This window comes from Enterobacter sp. I4 (assembly GCF_022669095.1).
In the GTDB taxonomy this organism is placed as follows: Bacteria; Pseudomonadota; Gammaproteobacteria; order Enterobacterales; family Enterobacteriaceae; genus Enterobacter; species Enterobacter pasteurii.
In genome coordinates this window covers 486,487-507,407 of record NZ_JALBUO010000003.1, presented here as the reverse complement: position 1 = coordinate 507,407, position 20,921 = coordinate 486,487, and the positions used below count along the sequence as shown (strand labels likewise).

The window sequence follows — 20,921 nt, the reverse complement described above, 5'->3', positions numbered from 1 at the left end:
AAACGAAGATGAAAGCCGTATCTCGTGTTCATATCACGCCACATATGCACTGGGACCGTGAGTGGTACTTCACCACCGAAGCGTCACGTATTCTTCTGGTCAATAATATGGAAGAGATCCTCACCCGTCTTGAGCAGGACGCGGAGTATAAGTACTACGTCCTGGATGGCCAGACGGCGGTGCTGGAAGATTATTTTGCGGTGAAGCCGGAAAGCAGGCCGCGCGTGAAAGCGCTGGTAGAGGCCGGAAAGCTCATCATCGGGCCGTGGTATACCCAGACGGACACCACTATTGTCTCCGGTGAGTCGATTGTGCGAAATCTGATGTACGGCATTCGCGACTGCATGGCCTTTGGCGAGCCGATGAAGATTGGCTATCTGCCGGACTCCTTCGGGATGTCTTCCCAGCTGCCGCACATTTATAACGGTTTTGGCATCACGCGCACCCTGTTCTGGCGCGGCTGTTCCGAGCGTCACGGTACCGATAAAACCGAATTCCTCTGGCAGAGCCAGGACGGGAGTGAAGTTACGGCGCAGGTGCTGCCGCTGGGTTACGCGATTGGTAAGTACTTACCGGAGGATGAAGCCGGGCTGCGGAAACGACTCGACAGCTATTTTGAGGTGCTCGAAAAAGCCTCGGTAACGAAGGAAATTTTGCTGCCGAACGGCCATGACCAGATGCCGCTACAGCAGAACATTTTTGCGGTGATGGATAAACTTCGGGAAATCTATCCGCAGCGTCAGTTTGTCATGAGCCGCTTTGAGGAGGTGTTTGACCGCATCGACGCGCGCCGCGACGATCTGGCGACGCTGAAAGGGGAGTTTATTGACGGCAAATACATGCGCGTGCACCGCACGATTGGCTCCACGCGGATGGACATTAAGATCGCCCACGCCCGTATCGAGAATAAAATCGTCAACGTGCTTGAGCCGCTGGCCACGCTTGCCTGGACGCTGGGCTTTGAGTATCACCACGGTTTGCTGGAAAAAATGTGGAAGGAGATCCTCAAGAATCACGCCCACGACAGTATCGGCTGCTGCTGTAGCGACAAAGTGCACCGCGAGGTGATGTCCCGCTTCGAGCTGGCGGAAGACATGGCCGATAACCTGATGCGCTTCTATATGCGCAAGATTGTCGACAACATGCCGCAGAGCGATGAGGACAAGCTGGTGATGTTTAACCTGACGCCGTGGCCGCGCGAGGAAGTCATTAACACCACGCTGCGTCTGCGCGCCAGCCGGTTCCGCCTGCTGGACGACAGGGGTAATGAAATCCCTTATTACCTCCGCGGCGCGCGTGAGATCGACCCCGGTCTGATTGACCGACAGATTGTGCATTACGGTAACTACGATCCCTTCATGGAGTTTGACATCCAGATCGCTCAAATCCTGCCGTCAATGGGTTACCGCACGCTTTATATCGAGCCGCACGTGGCCGGCAGGGTGCTCGCACCGGCAGATTCCCCGGGGGCACTGCTGGAAAATGCGTTCTGGGAGATTACGCTGAATGGAGACGGAACCCTGCGCCTGCTCGACAAAGCGTCCGGACTTATCTATGACCGCGCGCTGGAAATTGAAGAGAGCTCGGACGATGGCGATGAGTACGATTATTCGCCTTCGCGCGAGGAGTGGAGACTCACTTCAGCGCAGGGCGAGCATCAGGTGGAGGTGTTCCACGAAGCCTGGCAGAGCAGGGCGGTGATCCACCATCGTATGGCGGTGCCGGCCAGTCTGGCCGAACGTTCTGCGCGTCAGCGGACGGGGACGCTTGAGGCTGAAATGACGATTACGCTCAGCCATAACAGCCGGCGTATCGACGTTGAGGCGCGTCTGGAAAACCATGCGGACGACCATCGTGTTCGGGTGCTGATCCCAACGCCCTTCACCACCGAGGAGGTGTTAGCCGACACCCAGTTCGGTTCGCTGACGCGTCCCGTACGGGATGAGGCGATGGCCAGCTGGCAGGAGGAGGGCTGGAAGGAAGCGCCGCTGCCGGTGTGGAATCTGCTTAATTACGCGGTGCTTCAGGAAAGACGCAACGGAATGGCGCTTTTCACCGAAGGGTTGCGCGAATTTGAGGTAACTGGCGAGCGTCAAAAAACCTTCGCCCTAACGCTGCTTCGCGGCGTGGGGGTGCTGGGGAAGGAGGATTTACTTCTGCGACCGGGCAGACCGTCCGGGATCAAAATGCCGGTGCCGGATTCGCAGGTGCGTGGTCAGCTAACCTGTCGCTTTAGCCTGTTCAGCTTTAACGGTACGCCTGTGAGTGCCGGCGTTGCGCAGCAGGCGAAATCATGGTTAACGCCCGTGCACTGCTATAACAAAATCCCGTGGGATGCGATGAAGCTTAACCGGGCCGCAGTCACCGCACCTACAAGTTACAGCCTGCTGACGCTGGCGCCAAACGGGTGTGTACTCAGCGCGCTTAAAAAGGCGGAAGATCGTGACGAGATGATTCTGCGCCTGTACAACCCTTCGGAGACCCGCTCCTGTGACGTGGCGATTACCGTGAATCGTGCGGTTAAGGCCTGCGGCGAAACGGACATGAATGAGAGGTTTACCGCAGCAGGAGAGGGCGGGGCGGACATTTCCGGGCCATTCCGTCCCGGGCAGTCGCGCACTTTTAGCCTGAAGATTGACCGGTAACGCTTGCCGCAATAAAAAGGCCGCAGAGGGGGCGGCCTTTTTTAATGAATAATCACGCAGAGGTGTTAATTTCAAGACCATTAAAAGTGAATAAAATGTAACCATGCGCCGTTCCAGCACAGCAATAAAAAAATACTGTGAAGCGGATAACATAATATGTTTATCTTTATGCCAAATACGTTTTTCCTGCCGCGTTAATAAAAATCACATCTGTTTATATTATCTTCTGCCTTTTATAACCATTCACGACTTTAAATATACATATCGTTAACATGGTTTTTACTATCCATATCACAAAGAAACATCATTAACAGAGCTGGCCGTTTTTGATTTAAATCAATGTTTAATACTTGGAAAAAGGCTCCAAAAGGCGTTAAATTGTTCCCGATCAAAATGGCCTAAAAGTGGTAATTTTGCTATAAATTGATCGCCGTCGAAAAACGTAAATCTGTTCGAATAAAAACCTGTTTATTGTAAGGGTTTTGCAGCGTATTATATTTGCGGGATCAATTTGGTTTTTTCTTAACGTATTTGTAACCTTTCATCACTGCTTTTTTCTTGTCGGGAATAAGCAATGAAGAAGGGATGCAGATTACTTTGTATTGGGGCATGCGTGTGGATCCTTATCTAACGGGAACCACTCTCGGAGTCTTCATGCGATGAGCAAGGAGTCATAATGTTAGACGTAGTCGAACTGTCGCGCTTACAGTTTGCCTTGACCGCGATGTACCACTTCCTGTTTGTACCGCTGACGCTCGGTATGGCGTTCCTGCTGGCAATCATGGAAACGGTTTACGTCCTCTCCGGCAAACAGATTTATAAAGATATGACCAAGTTCTGGGGCAAGTTGTTTGGTATCAACTTTGCGCTGGGCGTGGCAACCGGTCTGACCATGGAGTTCCAGTTCGGGACTAACTGGTCTTATTATTCCCACTACGTTGGGGATATCTTCGGTGCGCCGCTGGCCATTGAAGGTCTGATGGCCTTCTTCCTCGAATCCACCTTTGTAGGTCTGTTCTTCTTCGGCTGGGACCGTCTGGGCAAAGTCCAGCATATGGCGGTAACCTGGCTGGTGGCATTAGGCTCCAACCTGTCCGCACTGTGGATCCTGGTGGCGAACGGCTGGATGCAAAACCCCATCGCGTCTGATTTCAACTTCGAAACCATGCGTATGGAGATGGTCAGCTTCGCTGAGCTGGTCCTGAACCCGGTTGCTCAGGTTAAATTCGTACACACCGTAGCATCTGGCTATGTGTGCGGCGCCATGTTCGTACTGGGCATCAGCTCCTACTACATGCTGCGCGGTCGTGACTTCGCCTTCGCAAAACGCTCTTTTGCTATCGCAGCAAGCTTCGGTATGGCAGCAATTCTGTCTGTTATCGTTCTGGGTGATGAATCCGGTTACGAAATGGGCGACGTGCAGAAAACCAAGCTGGCCGCGATTGAAGCGGAATGGGAAACCCAGCCTGCGCCGGCAGCGTTTACCCTGTTCGGTATTCCCGATCAGGACGCGCAGGAAAACCGCTTCGCCATTCAAATTCCTTACGCGCTGGGCATCATCGCCACCCGTTCCGTCGATAAACAGGTTACTGGCCTGAAAGATCTGATGGTGCAGCACGAAGAGCGTATCCGTAACGGGATGAAAGCTTACTCGCTGCTGGAGCAGCTGCGCGCCGGCTCTACCGACCAGGCCGTTCGCGATCGGTTTAATGACGTGAAGAAAGACCTCGGTTACGGTCTGCTGCTGAAACGCTATACCCCTAACGTCTCCGACGCGACGGAAGCGCAGATTCAGATGGCAACCAAAGACTCTATTCCACGCGTTGCGCCGCTGTACTTCGCGTTCCGTATCATGGTGGGCTGCGGCATTATCATGCTGCTGATCATCGCGGCCTCGTTCTGGTCAGTGATTCGTAACCGTATCGGTGAGAAAAAATGGCTGCTGCGCACGGCGCTGTACGGTATCCCACTGCCATGGATTGCTATCGAATCCGGCTGGTTTGTCGCGGAATATGGCCGTCAGCCATGGGCGATTGGTGAGGTGCTGCCAACGGCGGTAGCGAACTCCTCCCTGACCGCAGGCGACCTGATCTTCTCCATGCTGCTGATTTGTGGTCTGTACACCCTGTTCCTGGTGGCTGAACTGTTCCTGATGTTCAAGTTCGCGCGCCTTGGCCCGAGCAGCCTGAAAACCGGTCGCTACCACTACGAGCAGTCTGCTGTGACTACTCAGCCGGCACGCTAAGACAGGAGTCATCAAATGATCGATTATGAAGTATTGCGTTTTGTCTGGTGGCTGCTGATCGGTGTTCTGCTGATCGGTTTTGCGGTCACCGATGGTTTCGACATGGGCGTGGGCATGCTCACCCGTTTCCTCGGTCGTAATGACACCGAGCGTCGAATCATGATCAACTCCATCGCCCCGCACTGGGACGGTAACCAGGTGTGGCTGATCACCGCAGGCGGCGCGCTGTTCGCGGCCTGGCCGATGGTCTACGCGGCTGCGTTCTCCGGCTTCTATGTGGCGATGATTCTGGTGCTGGCGTCTTTATTCTTCCGTCCGGTTGGTTTCGACTACCGTTCCAAGATTGAAGATACCCGCTGGCGCAACATGTGGGACTGGGGCATCTTTATTGGTAGCTTCGTTCCACCGCTGGTGATTGGTGTGGCATTCGGTAACCTGCTGCAGGGCGTACCGTTCCACGTCGACGAGTACATGCGTCTGTTCTACACCGGCAACTTCTTCCAGCTGCTGAATCCGTTTGGTCTGCTGGCGGGTGTGGTGAGCGTGGCGATGATCATCACGCAGGGTGCAACGTATCTGCAGATGCGTACCGTGGGTGAACTGCACCTGCGCTCCCGTGCTACCGCCCAGGTTGCGGCGCTGGTGACGCTGGTCTGCTTCGCGCTGGCTGGCGTGTGGGTAGTGTACGGTATTGATGGTTACGTGGTGACGTCCGCCATCAACCACACTGCACCGTCTAACCCGCTGACCAAAGAAGTGGCGCGTCAGGCAGGTGCATGGCTGGTGAACTTCAATAATACCCCTGCGCTGTGGGCTATCCCGGCTCTGGGTGTGCTGCTGCCGCTGCTGACCGTGCTGACGTCTCGTCTGGAGAAAGGCGCCCTGGCGTTCGTGTTCTCTTCACTGACGCTGGCGTGCATCATCCTGACGGCCGGTATTGCTATGTTCCCGTTCGTGATGCCATCCAGCACCATGATGAACGCTAGCCTGACCATGTGGGATGCAACGTCCAGCCAGCTGACGCTGAACCTGATGACGTATGTTGCTTGTGTATTCGTACCGATTATCCTGCTCTACACCTCCTGGTGTTACTGGAAAATGTTCGGTCGTATCACTAAAGAACATATCGAAAGCAACACCCACTCTATGTATTAAGTAAGGAGCTGAATATGTGGTATTTCGCATGGATTTTAGGGACGCTTCTTGCCTGTGCATTTGGTGTCATCACTGCCCTGGCGCTTGAGCATGTTGAAGCGTCTAAAGCAGGTGAAGAAAAACACTAATGAACATTATCGCAACGTTATATGCGGTAATGGATAAGCGCCCGTTACGGGCGCTTTCTTTAGTGATGGCATTACTGCTGGCAGGCTGTATCTTCTGGGACCCGTCGCGCTTCGCGGCGAAAACCAGCGAGCTTGAGATCTGGCACGGCTTCCTGATGATGTGGGCGGTGTGTGCAGGGGTCATTCACGGTGTCGGCTTTCGACCGAAAGCGATTCACTGGCAGGGCATCTTCTGTCCGCTGATTGCCGATCTGGTTCTCCTCGCCGGTTTGATTTTCTTCTTCTTCTGAATAAGAAATGTCCGTTAACGATATGGGCTTATCCGAGCCCATAAAAATTTACTCTCCGTTTACTTTCCCCCATTCCAAACCATCATTCCCGCGCGTATAGTAGCGAAGTTTGAAAGCCCCAACTTTTCATGTTTTACCGGGATGTAAAGTGAATACAACGCTGTTTCGATGGCCGGTACGTGTCTATTACGAAGATACCGATGCCGGTGGTGTGGTCTACCACGCCAGCTACGTTGCTTTTTATGAACGGGCACGCACAGAGATGCTGCGCCATCATCACTTTAGTCAACAGGTGCTGTTGGCTGAGCGAGTTGCCTTTGTGGTACGCAAGATGACGCTTGAGTATTTTGCGCCTGCCAGACTCGACGATATGCTCGAAGTCCAAACTGAAATTACATCAATGCGCGGAACTTCACTGGTTTTCACGCAGCGGATAGTCAATGCAGAGAACACGGTACTGAACTCAGCTGAAGTACTGATTGTCTGTGTTGATCCAACCATAATGAAGCCTCGTGCGCTTCCTAAGTCTATTGTCGCGGAGTTTAAGCAGTGACTGACATGAATATCCTTGATTTGTTCCTGAAGGCAAGCCTTCTGGTTAAACTTATCATGTTGATTTTGATTGGTTTTTCAATCGCTTCCTGGGCCATCATCATCCAGAGAACGCGTATCCTCAATGCCGCTGGGCGCGAAGCCGAAGCGTTTGAAGATAAGTTCTGGTCGGGTATTGAGCTTTCTCGTTTGTATCAGGAAAGCCAGGGACGCCGTGATAACCTTTCTGGCTCCGAACAAATTTTCTACAGCGGTTTCAAAGAGTTTGCACGCTTACACCGTGCTAACAGCCATGCGCCGGAAGCCGTGGTAGAAGGCGCGTCGCGTGCGATGCGCATCTCCATGAACCGCGAGCTGGAAAATCTTGAAACGCATATTCCATTCCTCGGCACCGTAGGCTCCATCAGCCCGTATATCGGCCTGTTTGGTACGGTATGGGGGATCATGCACGCCTTTATTGCTCTTGGCGCGGTGAAGCAGGCAACGTTACAGATGGTAGCACCGGGTATCGCAGAAGCACTGATCGCAACCGCAATCGGTCTGTTCGCCGCAATTCCGGCGGTGATGGCGTACAACCGTCTGAACCAGCGCGTGAACAAACTGGAACTGAACTACGACAACTTTATGGAAGAGTTCACCGCGATTCTGCATCGTCAGGCGTTTACCAGCACCGAGAGCAACAAGGGGTAAACCATGGCCAGATCGCGTGGACGAGGTCGTCGCGAGCTCAAGTCCGAAATCAATATCGTTCCGTTACTGGACGTGCTGCTGGTGCTGCTGCTGATCTTTATGGCGACAGCCCCCATCATCACCCAGAGCGTGGAAGTTGATCTGCCGGATGCGACAGAATCACAGGCGGTAAGCACCAATGACGATCCTCCGGTCATCATTGAGGTTTCCGGCGTAGGGCAGTACAGCGTGGTGGTCGAGAAGGATCGTATGGATCAGCTCCCCCCAGAGCAGGTTATTGCTGAAGCGCAACGACGCCTGGAGTCAAATCCGAAGACGGTCTTCTTAATCGGTGGTGCGAAAGACGTACCATATGATGAAATTATCAAAGCGCTGAACTTGCTACATAGCGCGGGCGTTAAGTCAGTTGGCTTAATGACTCAGCCTATTTGATCATCTGCGTAGTTTTTGGGAACCGATAGTGTCAAAGGCAACCGAACAGAACGACAAGCTTAAGCGAGCGATAATCGTCTCCGCAGTGCTGCACGTGATTCTTTTTGCAGCGCTGATCTGGAGTTCGTTCGATGAGCACATTGATGCATCGGGCGGTGGTGGAGGCTCATCCATCGACGCCGTCATGGTAGATCCCGGTGCGGTAGTGCAGAACTATAATCGTCAGCAACAGCAGCAGGCGAGCGCAAAACGCGCTGAAGAGCAGCGTGAAAAACAGGCGCAACAGCAGGCGGAAGAGCTGCGTGAAAAGCAGGCCGCCGAGCAGGAACGTTTGAAGCAGCTTGAGAAAGAGCGTTTGCAGGCGCAGGAAGCCGCGAAAGAGCAGGCGGAGCAGCAGAAACAGGCTGAAGCCGCAGCGAAGAAAGCGCAGGAACAGCAGAAGCAGGCGGAGGAGGCGGCAGCCAAAGCCGCAGCAGACGCTAAGGCGCAGGCAGATGCTCAGGCGAAAGTAGCTGCAGAAGCGGCGAAAAAAGCCGCTGCTGACGCGCAGAAGAAGGCCGAAGCAGAAGCCGCGAAGAAAGCCGCTGCTGATGCGAAGAAGAAAGCGGAAGCCGAAGCCGCGAAAAAAGCCGCTGCTGACGCACAGAAGAAAGCCGAAGCAGAAGCCGCGAAGAAAGCCGCCCAGGAAGCAGAGAAAAAAGCGGCCGCCGAAGCGGCGAAGAAAGCGGCTGCCGCTGAGAAAGCTGCGGCAGAAAAAGCCGCCGCTGCGGAAAAAGCCGCTGCTGATAAAAAAGCTGCAGCTGAGAAAGCCGCTGCCGATAAGAAAGCAGCAGCCGAAAAAGCCGCTGCTAAAAAGGCCGCAGCCGCTGAGAAAGCTGCCGCAGCCGCAGGGGTTGACGATCTGCTGGGCGACCTGAGTTCCGGTAAGAATGCACCGAAAACGGGCGGTGGGGCGAAAGGAAATGGACAGCCGTCAAAAGACAGCGGTACCTCCGGAGCCAACGGTGGGGCAACAGGTGCAGATATTAGTGCTTATGCCAAACAGATCCAGGTTGCGATTCAGAGCCGACTCTTTGATGCAGGCCTGTATCAGGGCAAGCAATGCGTACTGCACATCAATCTTGCGCCAGACGGCAGGTTGAAAAGCGTGACGTCTGAAGGGGGCGATCCTGCGCTCTGTCAGGCTGCGCTGGCCGCAGCCAGATCGGCGAACATTCCTAAACCGCCTAGCGAGGCTGTTTATGAAAGGATAAAAGATGCCAAACTGGACTTTAAGCTGTAATCAACTCTTCTAACGGAAGTATGAAAAACAGTCTATGGTCGTAAACAGGATAAGTAGTTTTGTCTATTTGGGTTTGTTAACATTCTGCTAAATTATCGTGGGTAAGGTTACCCAGATAAGGGAGATATGATGAAGCAGGCATTACGTGTAGCAGTTAGTTTTTTAATGCTGTGGGCAGCTGTACTGCACGCAGAAGTACGTATCGAGATCACCCAGGGGGTGGACTCGGCGCGTCCAATTGGTGTCGTTCCGTTCCAGTGGGCAGGCCCGGGCGCTGCGCCTGAAGATATTGGCGGCATTGTTGCAGCTGACCTGCGTAACAGCGGTAAATTTAACCCATTAGATCGTTCCCGCCTGCCTCAGCAGCCGGGTACTGCGCAGGACGTTCAGCCTGCTGCATGGTCTGCACTGGGTATTGATGCGGTAGTTGTCGGTCAGGTTACGCCTGCACCAGACGGCGGCTATAACGTTGCGTATCAGCTGGTTGATACCGGCGGTGCGCCGGGTACCGTTCTGGCTCAGAACACGTATAAAGTGAACAAGCAGTGGCTGCGCTACGCTGGCCATACGGCAAGTGACGAAGTGTTCGAGAAGCTGACCGGTATTAAAGGTGCGTTCCGTACCCGTATCGCGTACGTGGTTCAGACCAACGGCGGACAGTTCCCGTATGAGCTGCGCGTCTCTGACTACGATGGCTACAACCAGTTCACCGTTCACCGTTCTCCACAGCCGCTGATGTCTCCGGCATGGTCTCCTGACGGCTCCAAACTGGCGTACGTGACCTTCGAGAGCGGCCGTTCCGCGCTGGTTATTCAGACGCTGTCTAACGGTGCCGTGCGTCAGGTTGCTTCATTCCCGCGCCACAACGGTGCACCTGCGTTCTCTCCGGATGGGACTAAGTTGGCCTTTGCCCTGTCTAAAACCGGTAGCCTGAACCTGTATGTGATGGATATTGGATCTGGTCAGATCCGCCAGATCACGGACGGCCGTAGCAACAATACTGAACCAACCTGGTTCCCGGACAGCCAGAATCTGGCCTTTACGTCTGACCAGGCGGGTCGTCCACAAGTTTATAAAATGAATATCAACGGCGGAGCAGCGCAGCGTATTACCTGGGAAGGTTCTCAGAACCAGGATGCTGACGTCAGTGCCGATGGTAAAACAATGGTAATGGTCAGCACTGCGGGTGGTCAGCAGCACATTGCCAAACAAGATCTGGTAACGGGAGGCGTACAAATACTGTCGTCAACGTTCCTGGATGAAACGCCAAGTCTGGCACCTAACGGCACTATGGTAATCTACAGCTCTTCTCAGGGGATGGGATCCGTGCTGAATCTGGTTTCTACAGATGGGCGTTTCAAAGCGCGTCTTCCGGCAACTGATGGACAGGTTAAATCACCTGCCTGGTCGCCGTATCTGTAATAATAATTAATTGATTACTAAAGGAATCTTAGAAATGCAACTGAACAAAGTGCTGAAGGGGCTGATGATCGCTCTGCCTGTAATGGCAATCGCAGCGTGTTCTTCTAACAAGAACGCAAGCAATGACCAGAGCGGCGAAGGCATGATGGGTGCCGGCACCGGTATGGACGCTAACGGCAATGGCAACATGTCTTCTGAAGAGCAAGCGCGTCTTCAGATGCAGCAGCTGCAGCAGAACAACATCGTTTACTTCGATCTGGATAAATACGACATCCGTTCTGACTTCGCTGCAATGCTGGATGCGCACGCAAACTTCCTGCGTAGCAACCCGTCTTACAAAGTCACCGTAGAAGGTCACGCGGACGAACGTGGTACTCCAGAGTACAACATCTCCCTGGGTGAACGTCGTGCGAACGCTGTTAAAATGTACCTGCAGGGTAAAGGCGTTTCTGCTGACCAGATCTCCATCGTTTCTTACGGTAAAGAAAAACCAGCAGTACTGGGTCACGACGAAGCGGCTTACTCCAAAAACCGTCGTGCCGTACTCGTTTACTAAGAGAATTGCATGAGCAGTAACTTCAGACATCATCTGATGAGTCTGTCGTTACTGGTTGGAATAGCGGCCCCCTGGGCCGCTTTTGCTCAGGCACCAATCAGTAGTGTCGGCTCAGGCTCGGTAGAAGACCGGGTCACTCAACTCGAGCGTATCTCTAACGCTCACAGCCAGCTTTTAACTCAACTCCAGCAGCAACTTTCCGACAACCAGAACGATATCGATTCCCTTCGTGGTCAGATCCAGGAGAGTCAGTATCAGCTTAATCAGGTTGTGGAACGCCAGAAGCAAATCTTGTCGCAGATGGATAGCCTGAGCAGCGGCGGTGCGGCTGCACAGCCCGCAGCAGGCGATCAAAGCGGTGCGGCGACGCCTGCACCTGCGGCAGATGCCTCCGCGTCGTCTGGAGCGCCTGTACAAAGCGGTGACGCGAATACGGACTACAACGCGGCCATTGCCCTGGTTCAGGACAAGGCGCGTCAGGACGATGCTATCGTTGCGTTCCAGAACTTCGTGAAGAAGTACCCCGATTCTACTTACCAGCCAAATGCGAATTACTGGCTGGGTCAGTTGAATTACAACAAGGGTAAAAAGGATGATGCGGCGTTTTATTTTGCCTCTGTGGTGAAAAATTACCCGAAATCACCGAAAGCGCCTGATGCGATGTTTAAAGTCGGCGTGATCATGCAGGACAAAGGCGACACTGCAAAAGCCAAAGCGGTTTATCAGCAGGTGGTTGCGAAATTCCCGGGCACCGACGGCGCCAAACAGGCGCAAAAACGTTTGAGTTCGATGGGTTGATTATCGCATGACCAGAAATCGCGTTATTTCTGGTCGTGCAGCATGATTCCTAAGCAGTTAAGTGATCTTCATCGAAATTTTTGTTGCGCTGAATTCTTAAATCAGTAATATATGCCGCCGTTGCCACGGGATATCAAACAACGTGAAAGCAGCATAAAAGTGGGTCGTTAGCTCAGTTGGTAGAGCAGTTGACTTTTAATCAATTGGTCGCAGGTTCGAATCCTGCACGACCCACCACTTAACGCAGTTCCGGCAGTACAGAGTGGGTGATTAGCTCAGTTGGTAGAGCATCTCCTTTACACGGAGGGGGTCGGCGGTTCGAGCCCGTCATCACCCACCACTCGGGTCGTTAGCTCAGTTGGTAGAGCAGTTGACTTTTAATCAATTGGTCGCAGGTTCGAATCCTGCACGACCCACCAATTTAATGTCTTACTCGAGATATTAAACGTGAAGGATAACGTTGCTTCAGCAACGGCCCGTAGGGCGAGGCGAAGCCGAGTCATCCTGCACGACCCACCACTTTAAAAGTGGAACCGAGTAAATCTTCGAAGTCAGCACCCGAATGGGTCGTTAGCTCAGTTGGTAGAGCAGTTGACTTTTAATCAATTGGTCGCAGGTTCGAATCCTGCACGACCCACCACTTCGAAGAAAAATCCCGCAAGGGGTCGTTAGCTCAGTTGGTAGAGCAGTTGACTTTTAATCAATTGGTCGCAGGTTCGAATCCTGCACGACCCACCAATGTAAAAAAGCGCCCTAAAGGCGCTTTTTTGCTATCTGTCGTTCCCCGGCCGTTGCCCGACAAATGCTGCAGGCATCAATTCCCGGTGACATTGCGCCTCGAATTCGCTATCTTGTTTAGTATATAAAACACCGTTGCCATCATTTTTGCTGTCTCCTGCAAAACAAAGGCAATATTGTTAAGCCAGTAAAACGAGAAGCCATAATGAGTGTGATGTTTGATCCCGAAGCCGCTATTTATCCCTTCCCGCCGAAGCCAGCGCCACTAAGCCGGGATGAAAAGCAGTTCTACCGTGAGAAAATCAAGCGCCTTCTGAAAGAGCGAGATGCGGTGATGGTGGCGCATTACTACACCGACCCGGAAATTCAGCAGCTGGCCGAAGAGACGGGCGGCTGCATTTCGGATTCCCTGGAGATGGCGCGCTTCGGTGCTAAACATCCCGCTTCCACGCTTCTGGTCGCTGGCGTGCGGTTTATGGGCGAAACGGCAAAAATTCTGAGCCCTGAGAAAACGATTCTGATGCCGACGCTGAGTGCGGAATGTTCTCTCGATCTTGGCTGCCCGACAGATGCATTCACAGCCTTCTGCGATGCTCATCCGGACCGGACCGTCGTGGTCTATGCCAACACGTCCGCCGCGGTAAAGGCGCGTGCAGACTGGGTGGTTACGTCCAGCATCGCCGTTGAGCTGATTGAACATCTGGACAGCCTGGGGGAGAAAATCATCTGGGCACCCGATCGCCATCTCGGCAACTACGTGCAAAAACAGACCGGTGCTGACGTGCTGTGCTGGCAGGGGGCCTGCATCGTTCACGACGAGTTTAAGACCCAGGCACTCACCCGCATGAAAGGGCTATACCCGGACGCCGCTATCCTGGTGCATCCGGAATCCCCGCAGTCAATTGTCGATATGGCGGATGCCGTCGGCTCGACCAGCCAGCTTATCAGTGCCGCAAAAACCCTGCCGCACAAGCAGCTCATCGTGGCGACCGATCGCGGTATCTTCTACAAGATGCAGCAGGCCGTGCCGGAAAAAGAACTGCTCGAAGCACCCACCGCCGGAGAAGGGGCGACGTGCCGCAGCTGCGCCCACTGCCCGTGGATGGCGATGAATGGCCTGAAAGCCATTGCGGAGGGGCTGGAAAACGGTGGGGCCATGCATGAGATCCATGTGGATGCTGCTCTGCGTGAAGGTGCATTAATTCCGCTTAACCGTATGCTGGATTTTGCGGCTACACTACGTACTTAACCTGTTACGCCCCGGAGAAAAAATGGATTTTTTTAGCACACAGAACATCCTGGTTCACATCCCGATTGGTGCGGGTGGCTATGACCTGTCGTGGATTGAGGCGGTGGGTACGCTGGCCGGTTTGCTCTGCATCTGGCTGGCCAGCCTTGAGAAGATCGGTAACTATGCGTTCGGGCTGATTAACGTCACGCTGTTTGCAATTATCTTCTTCCAGATCCAGCTCTATGCCAGCCTGCTTTTGCAGCTGTTCTTCTTTGCGGCCAATATCTATGGCTGGTATGCCTGGTCGCGGCAAAACAGTCAGCAGGAGGCGGAACTGCAAATCCGCTGGCTGCCGCTGCCCAAAGCCATCGCCTGGCTCGCTGTCTGCGTGGTCGCTATCGGCTTAATGACCGTCTTTATCGATCCGGTATTTGCCTTCCTGACGCGCGTTGCGGTTTCGGTGATGTCCGGTATGGGGTTAAACGTCACCATGCCTGCGCTTCAGCCGGACGCCTTCCCGTTCTGGGATTCCTGCATGATGGTGCTGTCAATTGCCGCAATGATCCTGATGACCCGTAAATACGTTGAAAACTGGCTGCTGTGGGTGGTCATCAACGTGATCAGCGTGGTGATTTTTGCCCGTCAGGGCGTTTATGCCATGTCGCTGGAATACATGCTGCTGACCTTTATCGCCCTTAACGGTAGCCGCATGTGGATTAACAGCGCGCGTGAGCGAGGCTCTCGCGCGCTTTCCCGCTAATGGTGATGCGCGTGTGAATGGCCGGACTGCGCCTCGTTCAGGTGGCAGTCTGGCCCGCTACACGCCTGATACTCCATCTGTATGGTGGAGTGCGCAATCTCGTAGTGATGCTCAAGGAAGTGCTGAATACGTTCAAGCAGCGCGTCGTGATCGTGGGGCGGAACAACCTGAACGTGCAGCGTCATAAGCGGTTTTTCGCCTACCAGCCAGACGTGAACGTGATGAACGTTACGCACTTCAGGAATGGAGCGACTCAAATTGCGCTTGAGCTCGCCGATGTCCAGGGACGCAGGTGCACCCTCCAGAAGCTCATTCACGCTCTCTTTTAACAGGCGCCAGGCGCTGCGTAACACCAGGCACGACACCAGCACCGACAGAATCGGGTCAACAGGTGTCCATCCGGTTCCCATAATAATCAGCGCGGCCACAATCGCACCAACCGAGCCCAGCAGGTCGCCCAACACATGCAGCGCCGCAGCCCGCACGTTCAGATTTTTTTCACTGCTGCCGCGGTGCAAAATCCAGAATGCCAGAATATTGGCCAGTAACCCGGCGATGGCAATGACCATCATCGTCGTCCCGGCTACCGGCTGCGGATGCATGAAGCGCTGAATAGCTTCCCAGACGATAAGAAGGGTAATCACCACCAGCGCAATCGCATTTACGAAGGCGGCAAGCGTTGTCAGCCTGAGCCAGCCAAACGTGTGGCGAGCATTGGGGGGACGGCGGGCAAACTGCACGGCAAGCAGGGCAAACAGCAGGGCGGCGGCGTCGGTAAGCATATGCCCCGCATCGGCCAGCAGGGCCAGCGATCCGGATATCAATCCACCGATAACCTCGATCACCATAAACGTGGCGGTTACGCCGAAAGCCAGCAGAAGCCGTTTGGCGTTTTCATCGCCGGAAGGGGAAGAATGAGAGTGGGAGTGCGCCATGGTATCGTTCCTGATTTATTATTATTTTTAGTGTAGCGTTTTTAAGAGCTTAAATAAAAAAGGAGAGCACGCGCTCTCCTTATTTCATCTTACCGATGATTACTGGGTGGTGCCGTCCGTTTTGGTATCGGCATCGCTACCTACTTTGTCATTCGGGTCCGGGCATTTCCCGTCTTTACACATTGAGTTTTTGTGAACCTCGTCGGTGGTCATACCGTCATGGTTCATCGTGCCGGTATTTGTCCCGCCGGTATTGGTGTGGTCGGTGTTGATGTCGTTATTATCAACCTTATTAGGGGCGATATTCTCTTTGGCATCCGGGGCGACCTGGCCCGCAGCAGCAGCGGCGTTAGCATCGCCGTTGCTGGTAGAGCCTGAAGAGTTTGCATCGGCTGCCAGTACGCTGCCGCTTGCCAGGGTAAGGGTTGCCGTCAGGAAAAGCGTAGTCAGTTTCGTCATTTTCATCATGGTGCTCCTGTTCTTATCGTTACGCTGGATAACATTCTCCAACAGTGCATCTTGTTCAGTGGCGAAAGATCCCGTACTCCCGAGCAATGTCAGAATGGGATCGCGTATAAATATTTAAAATCAGACGTTACAAGTAAAAAGCTTAGGCCAGATCTCATTTTTCGCTATTTTGTTGCGTATTTTTGGTAAATTCCAGGAATTATCTGCGCGAAGTGTAAAAGCCCGTTTACACTTCGTGGCCGACAAGTTAGATTGAAAGCATTGCTTTCATTACTAAAGATATGGCAGAGCCGGAAACAAGATGAATTATCAGAACGACGATTTACGTATTAAAGAGATCAATGAGTTATTACCTCCCGTAGCGCTCCTTGAAAAATTCCCCGCCACCGAAAATGCCGCCAACACGGTGTCCCATGCCCGCAAGGCGATCCACAAGATCCTGAAAGGTAGCGACGATCGTCTTCTGGTGGTGATTGGGCCATGCTCCATTCACGATCCTGCCGCGGCCAAAGAGTACGCGGCGCGCCTGCTTGCCCTGCGCGAAGAGCTGAAAGGCGAGCTGGAAATCGTAATGCGCGTCTATTTTGAAAAACCGCGTACCACCGTGGGCTGGAAAGGGCTGATCAACGATCCGCATATGGATAACAGCTTCCAGATCAACGACGGCCTGCGTATTGCGCGTAAGCTGCTGCTGGAGATCAACGACAGCGGGCTGCCTGCTGCCGGTGAGTTTCTTGATATGATCACGCCGCAGTATCTGGCTGACCTGATGAGCTGGGGCGCGATTGGCGCGCGTACCACGGAATCTCAGGTTCACCGCGAGCTGGCGTCTGGCCTGTCATGCCCGGTTGGTTTCAAAAACGGCACCGACGGCACCATCAAGGTCGCCATTGACGCGATCAACGCGGCTGGCGCGCCACACTGCTTCCTCTCGGTAACCAAGTGGGGCCATTCGGCCATCGTGAACACCAGCGGTAACGGTGACTGCCATATCATTCTGCGCGGCGGCAAAGAGCCAAACTACAGCGCCAGACATGTGGCGGAAGTGAAGGCCGGGCTGGAGAAAGCGGGCCTGGAGCCGCGGGTGATGATCGACTTCAGCCATGCGAACTCGAGCAAACAGTTCAAAAAGCAGATGGAAGTCGGTGCGGATGTTTGTCAGCAAATCGCCGGCGGTGAGCACGCGGTCATTGGGGTGATGATTGAGAGCCACCTGGTGGAAGGCAACCAGAATCTTGAGGGCAGCGAGCCGCTTGTCTACGGCAAGAGCGTGACCGATGCCTGCATTGGCTGGGATGATACCGACGCGATCCTGCGCCAGCTGGCCGGGGCGGTAAAAGCGCGTCGCGGCTAATTGACCTCAGGCAATAAAAAAGCGTGGATTGCTCCACGCTTTTTTTATGTCCGCGAAAATTACTTCGCTTTACCCTGGTTGGCGACGGCCGCGGCTTTTGCAGCGATTTCGTCAGCGTTACCCAGATAGTAATGTTTAACTGGTTTGAAGTTTTCGTCGAACTCGTACACCAGCGGCACGCCGGTAGGGATGTTCAGTTCGAGGATTTCATCTTCACCCATGTTGTCCAGATATTTCACCAGCGCACGCAGGGAGTTGCCGTGAGCCGCGATAATGACGCGCTCGCCGCTCTTCAGACGTGGCAGAATGGTTTCGTTCCAGTAAGGCACGACGCGATCGATGGTCAGCGCCAGGCTTTCGGTCTGCGGCAGCTCGGCTTCGGTCAGCTTCGCGTAACGCGGATCGTGACCCGGATAACGCTCGTCATCTTTGGTCAGCTCTGGTGGGGTTACCGCAAAACCACGACGCCACTGCTTCACCTGCTCGTCGCCATATTTTTCTGCGGTTTCCGCTTTGTTCAGCCCCTGCAGCGCACCGTAGTGACGCTCGTTAAGTTTCCAGGATTTCTCAACCGGCAGCCAGGCCTGATCCAGCTCGTCCAGAATGTTCCACAGGGTATGGATGGCACGTTTCAGCACAGAGGTGTAAGCAAAGTCAAAGGTGAAGCCTTCTTCCTTCAGCAGCTTACCCGCCGCTTTCGCTTCGCTTACGCCTTTCTCGGACAGATCAACGTCATACCAGCCGGTGAAGCGGTTTTCGTTGTTCCACTGGCTTTCGCCGTGGCGCACCAGGACAAGCTTAGTATTAGCCATTTCTTACTCCTCAAGCATTTTGAATGATAACAATTCTCATTATATTGCCGTGACCGTGTCAGCAGCAACGCTTAACCCTAACCATAGCGAAAATAGTTCGAGAGTGTAAGATGCATGTGAATCCAGGGTTATGATTTTGTCTGCAATCGTCGCTATTTTCAGCAAAACGCGCATAAAAAAGCCCTCACGGAGAGGGCCTGACGCTTTTTGCAGGGCGGCGCTACGCTTGCGCCAGCGGGCTTAAGCGCGCGGAACGAAATGGTATTCGGTGACGCTTACGTACTCTTCCCCCGGACGCAGCACGCAGTCCGGCTGCGGCCATTCCGGATGGTTAGGGCTGTCCGGCAGAAACTCGCTTTCCAGCGCCAGCCCCTGCCAGTCGCTGTAGGAGTTGTGCTCGCGCGCCGTGGTACCACCCAGATAGTTACCGGAATAGAACTGCAGGGCAGGGGCGGTGGTGTACACCGTCATCTGTAGCTTCTCATCAGCGGACCAGACCCGTGCGGCAGGCTGAGCAAGATCGCCTTTTGCCTGCAACAGGAAGGCGTGGTCGTAACCTTTCACCTTGCGCTGATCGTCATCGCTCAGGAAATCCTGCGCGATGGTTTTCGACTGACGGAAATCGAAGCTACTGCCGCTTACCGGTTTCAGCCCCTGATAAGGGATGCCTGCTTCATCGACCGGCAGGTATTCCTCCGCCAGGATTTGCAGCTTATGGCTGCGGACATCGCTCTGGCTACCGTCGAGGTTGAAATAGGCGTGGTTCGTCAGGTTGACCGGGCACGGCTTATCGACCGTTGCGCGGTACTCAATGACGATGCGGTTATCCTCGGTCAGCGTGAAGCGAGCGGTCGCGGTGAGATTGCCCGGGTAGCCCTGGTCTCCCTCAAGGGAGTCCAGAGAGAACCATACTTCGCCGTCATTTTGCTGCGCAATTTTCCAGCGGCGCTTATCAAAGCCTTCCGGTCCGCCGTGAAGCTGATTCTCGCCCTGGCTTGAAAGCAGCGAATATCCAGCGCCGTCCAGCTCAAAGCGGCTTTTGGCAATGCGGTTGGCGTAGCGGCCTATGGAGGCGCCAAGAAAGGCGGTCTGCTCGATATACTGCTCTGGCGACGCGCAGCCGAGCAGGGTTTCGCGCACGCTGCCGTCAGGCATCGGCACGCGGGCAGAAAGTAGCGTTGCGCCCCAGTCCATCAGCGTAACCACCATCCCGGCGCTGTTGCGCAGGGTTAACAGGCGATACGGCAGACCATCCGGTGCGAGTGTAGGTGTTTCGTTTAGCACTGTCCGGCTCCTTGTGATGCTTTACAGACGTAGAAAGTTTCTTTGATGCCCGTTCTGGCTTCGTACTGCTTAGCCACGGCGTCCTGGACGGCAGGGACCAGCTCTTCCGGCATCAGGGCGACGATACACCCGCCAAACCCGCCGCCGGTCATGCGTACCCCGCCTTTGTCGCCAATCGTGGCTTTTACAATCTCAACCAGCGTGTCGATTTGCGGCACGGTAATTTCGAAATCGTCGCGCATGGAGGCATGAGATTCTGCCATCAGCTCGCCCATCCGCTTCAGGTCACCTTTCGCCAGCGCGGAGGCGGCCTCTACGGTACGGGCATTCTCCGTCAGTATATGACGCACGCGCTTCGTGACCACGGGATCCAGCTCGTGGGCAACCTTGTTAAATTCCTCAAGCGAAACATCGCGCAGGGCCGGCTGCTGGAAGAAACGCGCGCCGGTTTCACACTGTTCGCGACGCGTGTTGTATTCGCTGCCCACCAGGGTACGCTTGAAGTTACTGTTGACGATCACCACTGCTGCCCCTTTCGGCAGCGGAACCGCTTTGGTTCCGAGGGAGCGGCAGTCAATCAGCAGCGCATGGTCTTTCTTGCCCAGCGCGGAGATCAGCTGATCCATAATGCCGCAGTTGCAGCCCACGAACTGGTTTTCCGCTTCCTGACCGTTCAGGGCGATCTGCGCGCCGTCCAGCGGCAGATGATAAAGCTGCTGGAACACGGTGCCGACCGCGACCTCCAGCGATGCAGATGAACTCAATCCCGCACCCTGCGGCACGTTGCCGCCGATCGTCAGATCGGCCCCGCCGAAATTCTTGTCGCGCTTTTGCAGGTGCTTCACCACGCCGCGAACATAGTTGGCCCACTGCTGGCTCTCGTGGGTGACGATCGGCGCATCGAGGGAAAATTCGTCAATTTCGTTGTCGTAATCCGCAGCGATTACCCGTACTTTACGATCGTCGCGTTTCGCGCAGCTGATGACCGTCTGGTAGTCGATGGCGCATGGCAGCACGAAACCGTCGTTGTAGTCGGTATGCTCACCGATCAGGTTAACGCGGCCGGGCGCCTGGATAACGTGGGTGGCAGGGTAGCCAAATTTTTCAGCAAACAGGGATTGTGTTTTATCTTTCAGACTCATTT

General features: G+C 54.3%; 20 protein-coding genes and 5 tRNA genes. 20 read left to right on the top strand and 5 right to left on the bottom strand.

Annotated elements, in window-relative coordinates:
• The first annotated feature begins 8 nt into the window (after window positions 1–8).
• From mngB to pnuC, 19 genes are all read left to right on the top strand, one after another.
• Window positions 9–2,645, top strand: coding sequence for a mannosylglycerate hydrolase (gene mngB, locus MOQ06_RS21665; protein ID WP_242174776.1), 2,637 nt, complete (start codon window positions 9–11; stop codon window positions 2,643–2,645).
• Between the two features lie 676 nt (window positions 2,646–3,321).
• A complete protein-coding gene (gene cydA, locus MOQ06_RS21660) occupies window positions 3,322–4,890 on the top strand; it encodes a cytochrome ubiquinol oxidase subunit I (RefSeq protein ID WP_148420804.1) in 1,569 nt (522 codons plus the stop codon).
• Between the two features lie 15 nt (window positions 4,891–4,905).
• Complete coding sequence (gene cydB, locus MOQ06_RS21655) at window positions 4,906–6,045, top strand: cytochrome d ubiquinol oxidase subunit II (RefSeq protein ID WP_148420803.1); 1,140 nt, start codon at window positions 4,906–4,908, stop codon at window positions 6,043–6,045.
• 14 nt (window positions 6,046–6,059) lie between these two features.
• Entirely contained in the window at window positions 6,060–6,173 is a 114-nt protein-coding gene (gene cydX / locus MOQ06_RS21650; protein ID WP_006177208.1) for a cytochrome bd-I oxidase subunit CydX, read from the top strand.
• Window positions 6,173–6,463: a cyd operon protein YbgE gene (gene ybgE / locus MOQ06_RS21645; RefSeq protein WP_176610870.1), complete on the top strand. Its 291-nt coding sequence runs from the start codon at window positions 6,173–6,175 to the stop codon at window positions 6,461–6,463. Before cydX ends, ybgE begins: the two co-directional genes overlap by 1 nt.
• Window positions 6,464–6,611: 148 nt before the next feature.
• Window positions 6,612–7,016, top strand: coding sequence for a tol-pal system-associated acyl-CoA thioesterase (gene ybgC / locus MOQ06_RS21640; RefSeq protein WP_003858593.1), 405 nt, complete (start codon window positions 6,612–6,614; stop codon window positions 7,014–7,016).
• A complete protein-coding gene (gene tolQ, locus MOQ06_RS21635; protein WP_003858590.1) occupies window positions 7,013–7,705 on the top strand; it encodes a Tol-Pal system protein TolQ in 693 nt (230 codons plus the stop codon). The genes ybgC and tolQ overlap by 4 nt, the downstream gene beginning before the upstream one ends.
• A 3-nt stretch (window positions 7,706–7,708) precedes the next feature.
• Complete coding sequence (gene tolR, locus MOQ06_RS21630) at window positions 7,709–8,137, top strand: colicin uptake protein TolR (protein WP_003858589.1); 429 nt, start codon at window positions 7,709–7,711, stop codon at window positions 8,135–8,137.
• 28 nt (window positions 8,138–8,165) lie between these two features.
• Window positions 8,166–9,419, top strand: a complete 1,254-nt coding sequence (tolA, locus tag MOQ06_RS21625; RefSeq protein WP_023299616.1) for a cell envelope integrity protein TolA — start codon at window positions 8,166–8,168, stop codon at window positions 9,417–9,419.
• 129 nt (window positions 9,420–9,548) lie between these two features.
• Window positions 9,549–10,841 carry a Tol-Pal system beta propeller repeat protein TolB gene (gene tolB, locus MOQ06_RS21620; protein WP_045308832.1) on the top strand — a complete coding sequence of 431 codons (1,293 nt, stop codon included), beginning with the start codon at window positions 9,549–9,551 and terminating at the stop codon, window positions 10,839–10,841.
• A gap of 34 nt (window positions 10,842–10,875) precedes the next feature.
• Window positions 10,876–11,397 carry a peptidoglycan-associated lipoprotein Pal gene (gene pal / locus MOQ06_RS21615; protein WP_003858578.1) on the top strand — a complete coding sequence of 174 codons (522 nt, stop codon included), beginning with the start codon at window positions 10,876–10,878 and terminating at the stop codon, window positions 11,395–11,397.
• Between the two features lie 9 nt (window positions 11,398–11,406).
• The gene (gene cpoB / locus MOQ06_RS21610) at window positions 11,407–12,195 is read left to right on the top strand and encodes a cell division protein CpoB (RefSeq protein ID WP_242174775.1); all 789 of its coding nucleotides are present in this window, start codon (window positions 11,407–11,409) and stop codon (window positions 12,193–12,195) included.
• Window positions 12,196–12,356: 161 nt separating this feature from the next.
• Window positions 12,357–12,432: transfer RNA gene (locus MOQ06_RS21605), tRNA-Lys, on the top strand.
• Window positions 12,433–12,459: 27 nt separating this feature from the next.
• A tRNA-Val gene (locus tag MOQ06_RS21600) sits at window positions 12,460–12,535 on the top strand.
• Between the two features lie 3 nt (window positions 12,536–12,538).
• Window positions 12,539–12,614, top strand: a tRNA-Lys gene (locus MOQ06_RS21595).
• Window positions 12,615–12,759: 145 nt separating this feature from the next.
• A tRNA-Lys gene (locus MOQ06_RS21590) sits at window positions 12,760–12,835 on the top strand.
• Between the two features lie 22 nt (window positions 12,836–12,857).
• A tRNA-Lys gene (locus MOQ06_RS21585) sits at window positions 12,858–12,933 on the top strand.
• Between the two features lie 205 nt (window positions 12,934–13,138).
• Complete coding sequence (nadA, locus tag MOQ06_RS21580) at window positions 13,139–14,182, top strand: quinolinate synthase NadA (RefSeq protein WP_242174773.1); 1,044 nt, start codon at window positions 13,139–13,141, stop codon at window positions 14,180–14,182.
• A gap of 22 nt (window positions 14,183–14,204) precedes the next feature.
• A complete protein-coding gene (gene pnuC, locus MOQ06_RS21575) occupies window positions 14,205–14,924 on the top strand; it encodes a nicotinamide riboside transporter PnuC (protein ID WP_242174770.1) in 720 nt (239 codons plus the stop codon).
• On the opposite strand, the gene zitB is transcribed toward pnuC, so the two are convergent.
• Window positions 14,921–15,859, bottom strand: a complete 939-nt coding sequence (gene zitB, locus MOQ06_RS21570) for a CDF family zinc transporter ZitB (RefSeq protein ID WP_242174769.1) — start codon at window positions 15,857–15,859, stop codon at window positions 14,921–14,923. The genes pnuC and zitB overlap by 4 nt on opposite strands.
• A 99-nt stretch (window positions 15,860–15,958) precedes the next feature.
• Window positions 15,959–16,324, bottom strand: coding sequence for a YbgS-like family protein (locus MOQ06_RS21565; protein ID WP_242174881.1), 366 nt, complete (start codon window positions 16,322–16,324; stop codon window positions 15,959–15,961).
• 304 nt (window positions 16,325–16,628) lie between these two features.
• Between MOQ06_RS21565 and aroG the strand changes: the two genes are divergently transcribed.
• Window positions 16,629–17,681 (top strand): 3-deoxy-7-phosphoheptulonate synthase AroG, encoded by a 1,053-nt coding sequence (gene aroG / locus MOQ06_RS21560; RefSeq protein WP_148420797.1) that lies wholly within the window; start codon window positions 16,629–16,631, stop codon window positions 17,679–17,681.
• Window positions 17,682–17,740: 59 nt separating this feature from the next.
• On the opposite strand, the gene gpmA is transcribed toward aroG, so the two are convergent.
• From gpmA to galK, 3 genes are all read right to left on the bottom strand, one after another.
• Window positions 17,741–18,493: a 2,3-diphosphoglycerate-dependent phosphoglycerate mutase gene (gene gpmA / locus MOQ06_RS21555; RefSeq protein ID WP_148420796.1), complete on the bottom strand. Its 753-nt coding sequence runs from the start codon at window positions 18,491–18,493 to the stop codon at window positions 17,741–17,743.
• Between the two features lie 240 nt (window positions 18,494–18,733).
• Window positions 18,734–19,777 (bottom strand): galactose-1-epimerase, encoded by a 1,044-nt coding sequence (gene galM, locus MOQ06_RS21550; RefSeq protein WP_242174768.1) that lies wholly within the window; start codon window positions 19,775–19,777, stop codon window positions 18,734–18,736.
• Window positions 19,771–20,919: a galactokinase gene (gene galK, locus MOQ06_RS21545; protein ID WP_148420794.1), complete on the bottom strand. Its 1,149-nt coding sequence runs from the start codon at window positions 20,917–20,919 to the stop codon at window positions 19,771–19,773. Before galK ends, galM begins: the two co-directional genes overlap by 7 nt.
• Window positions 20,920–20,921: the final 2 nt, after the last annotated feature.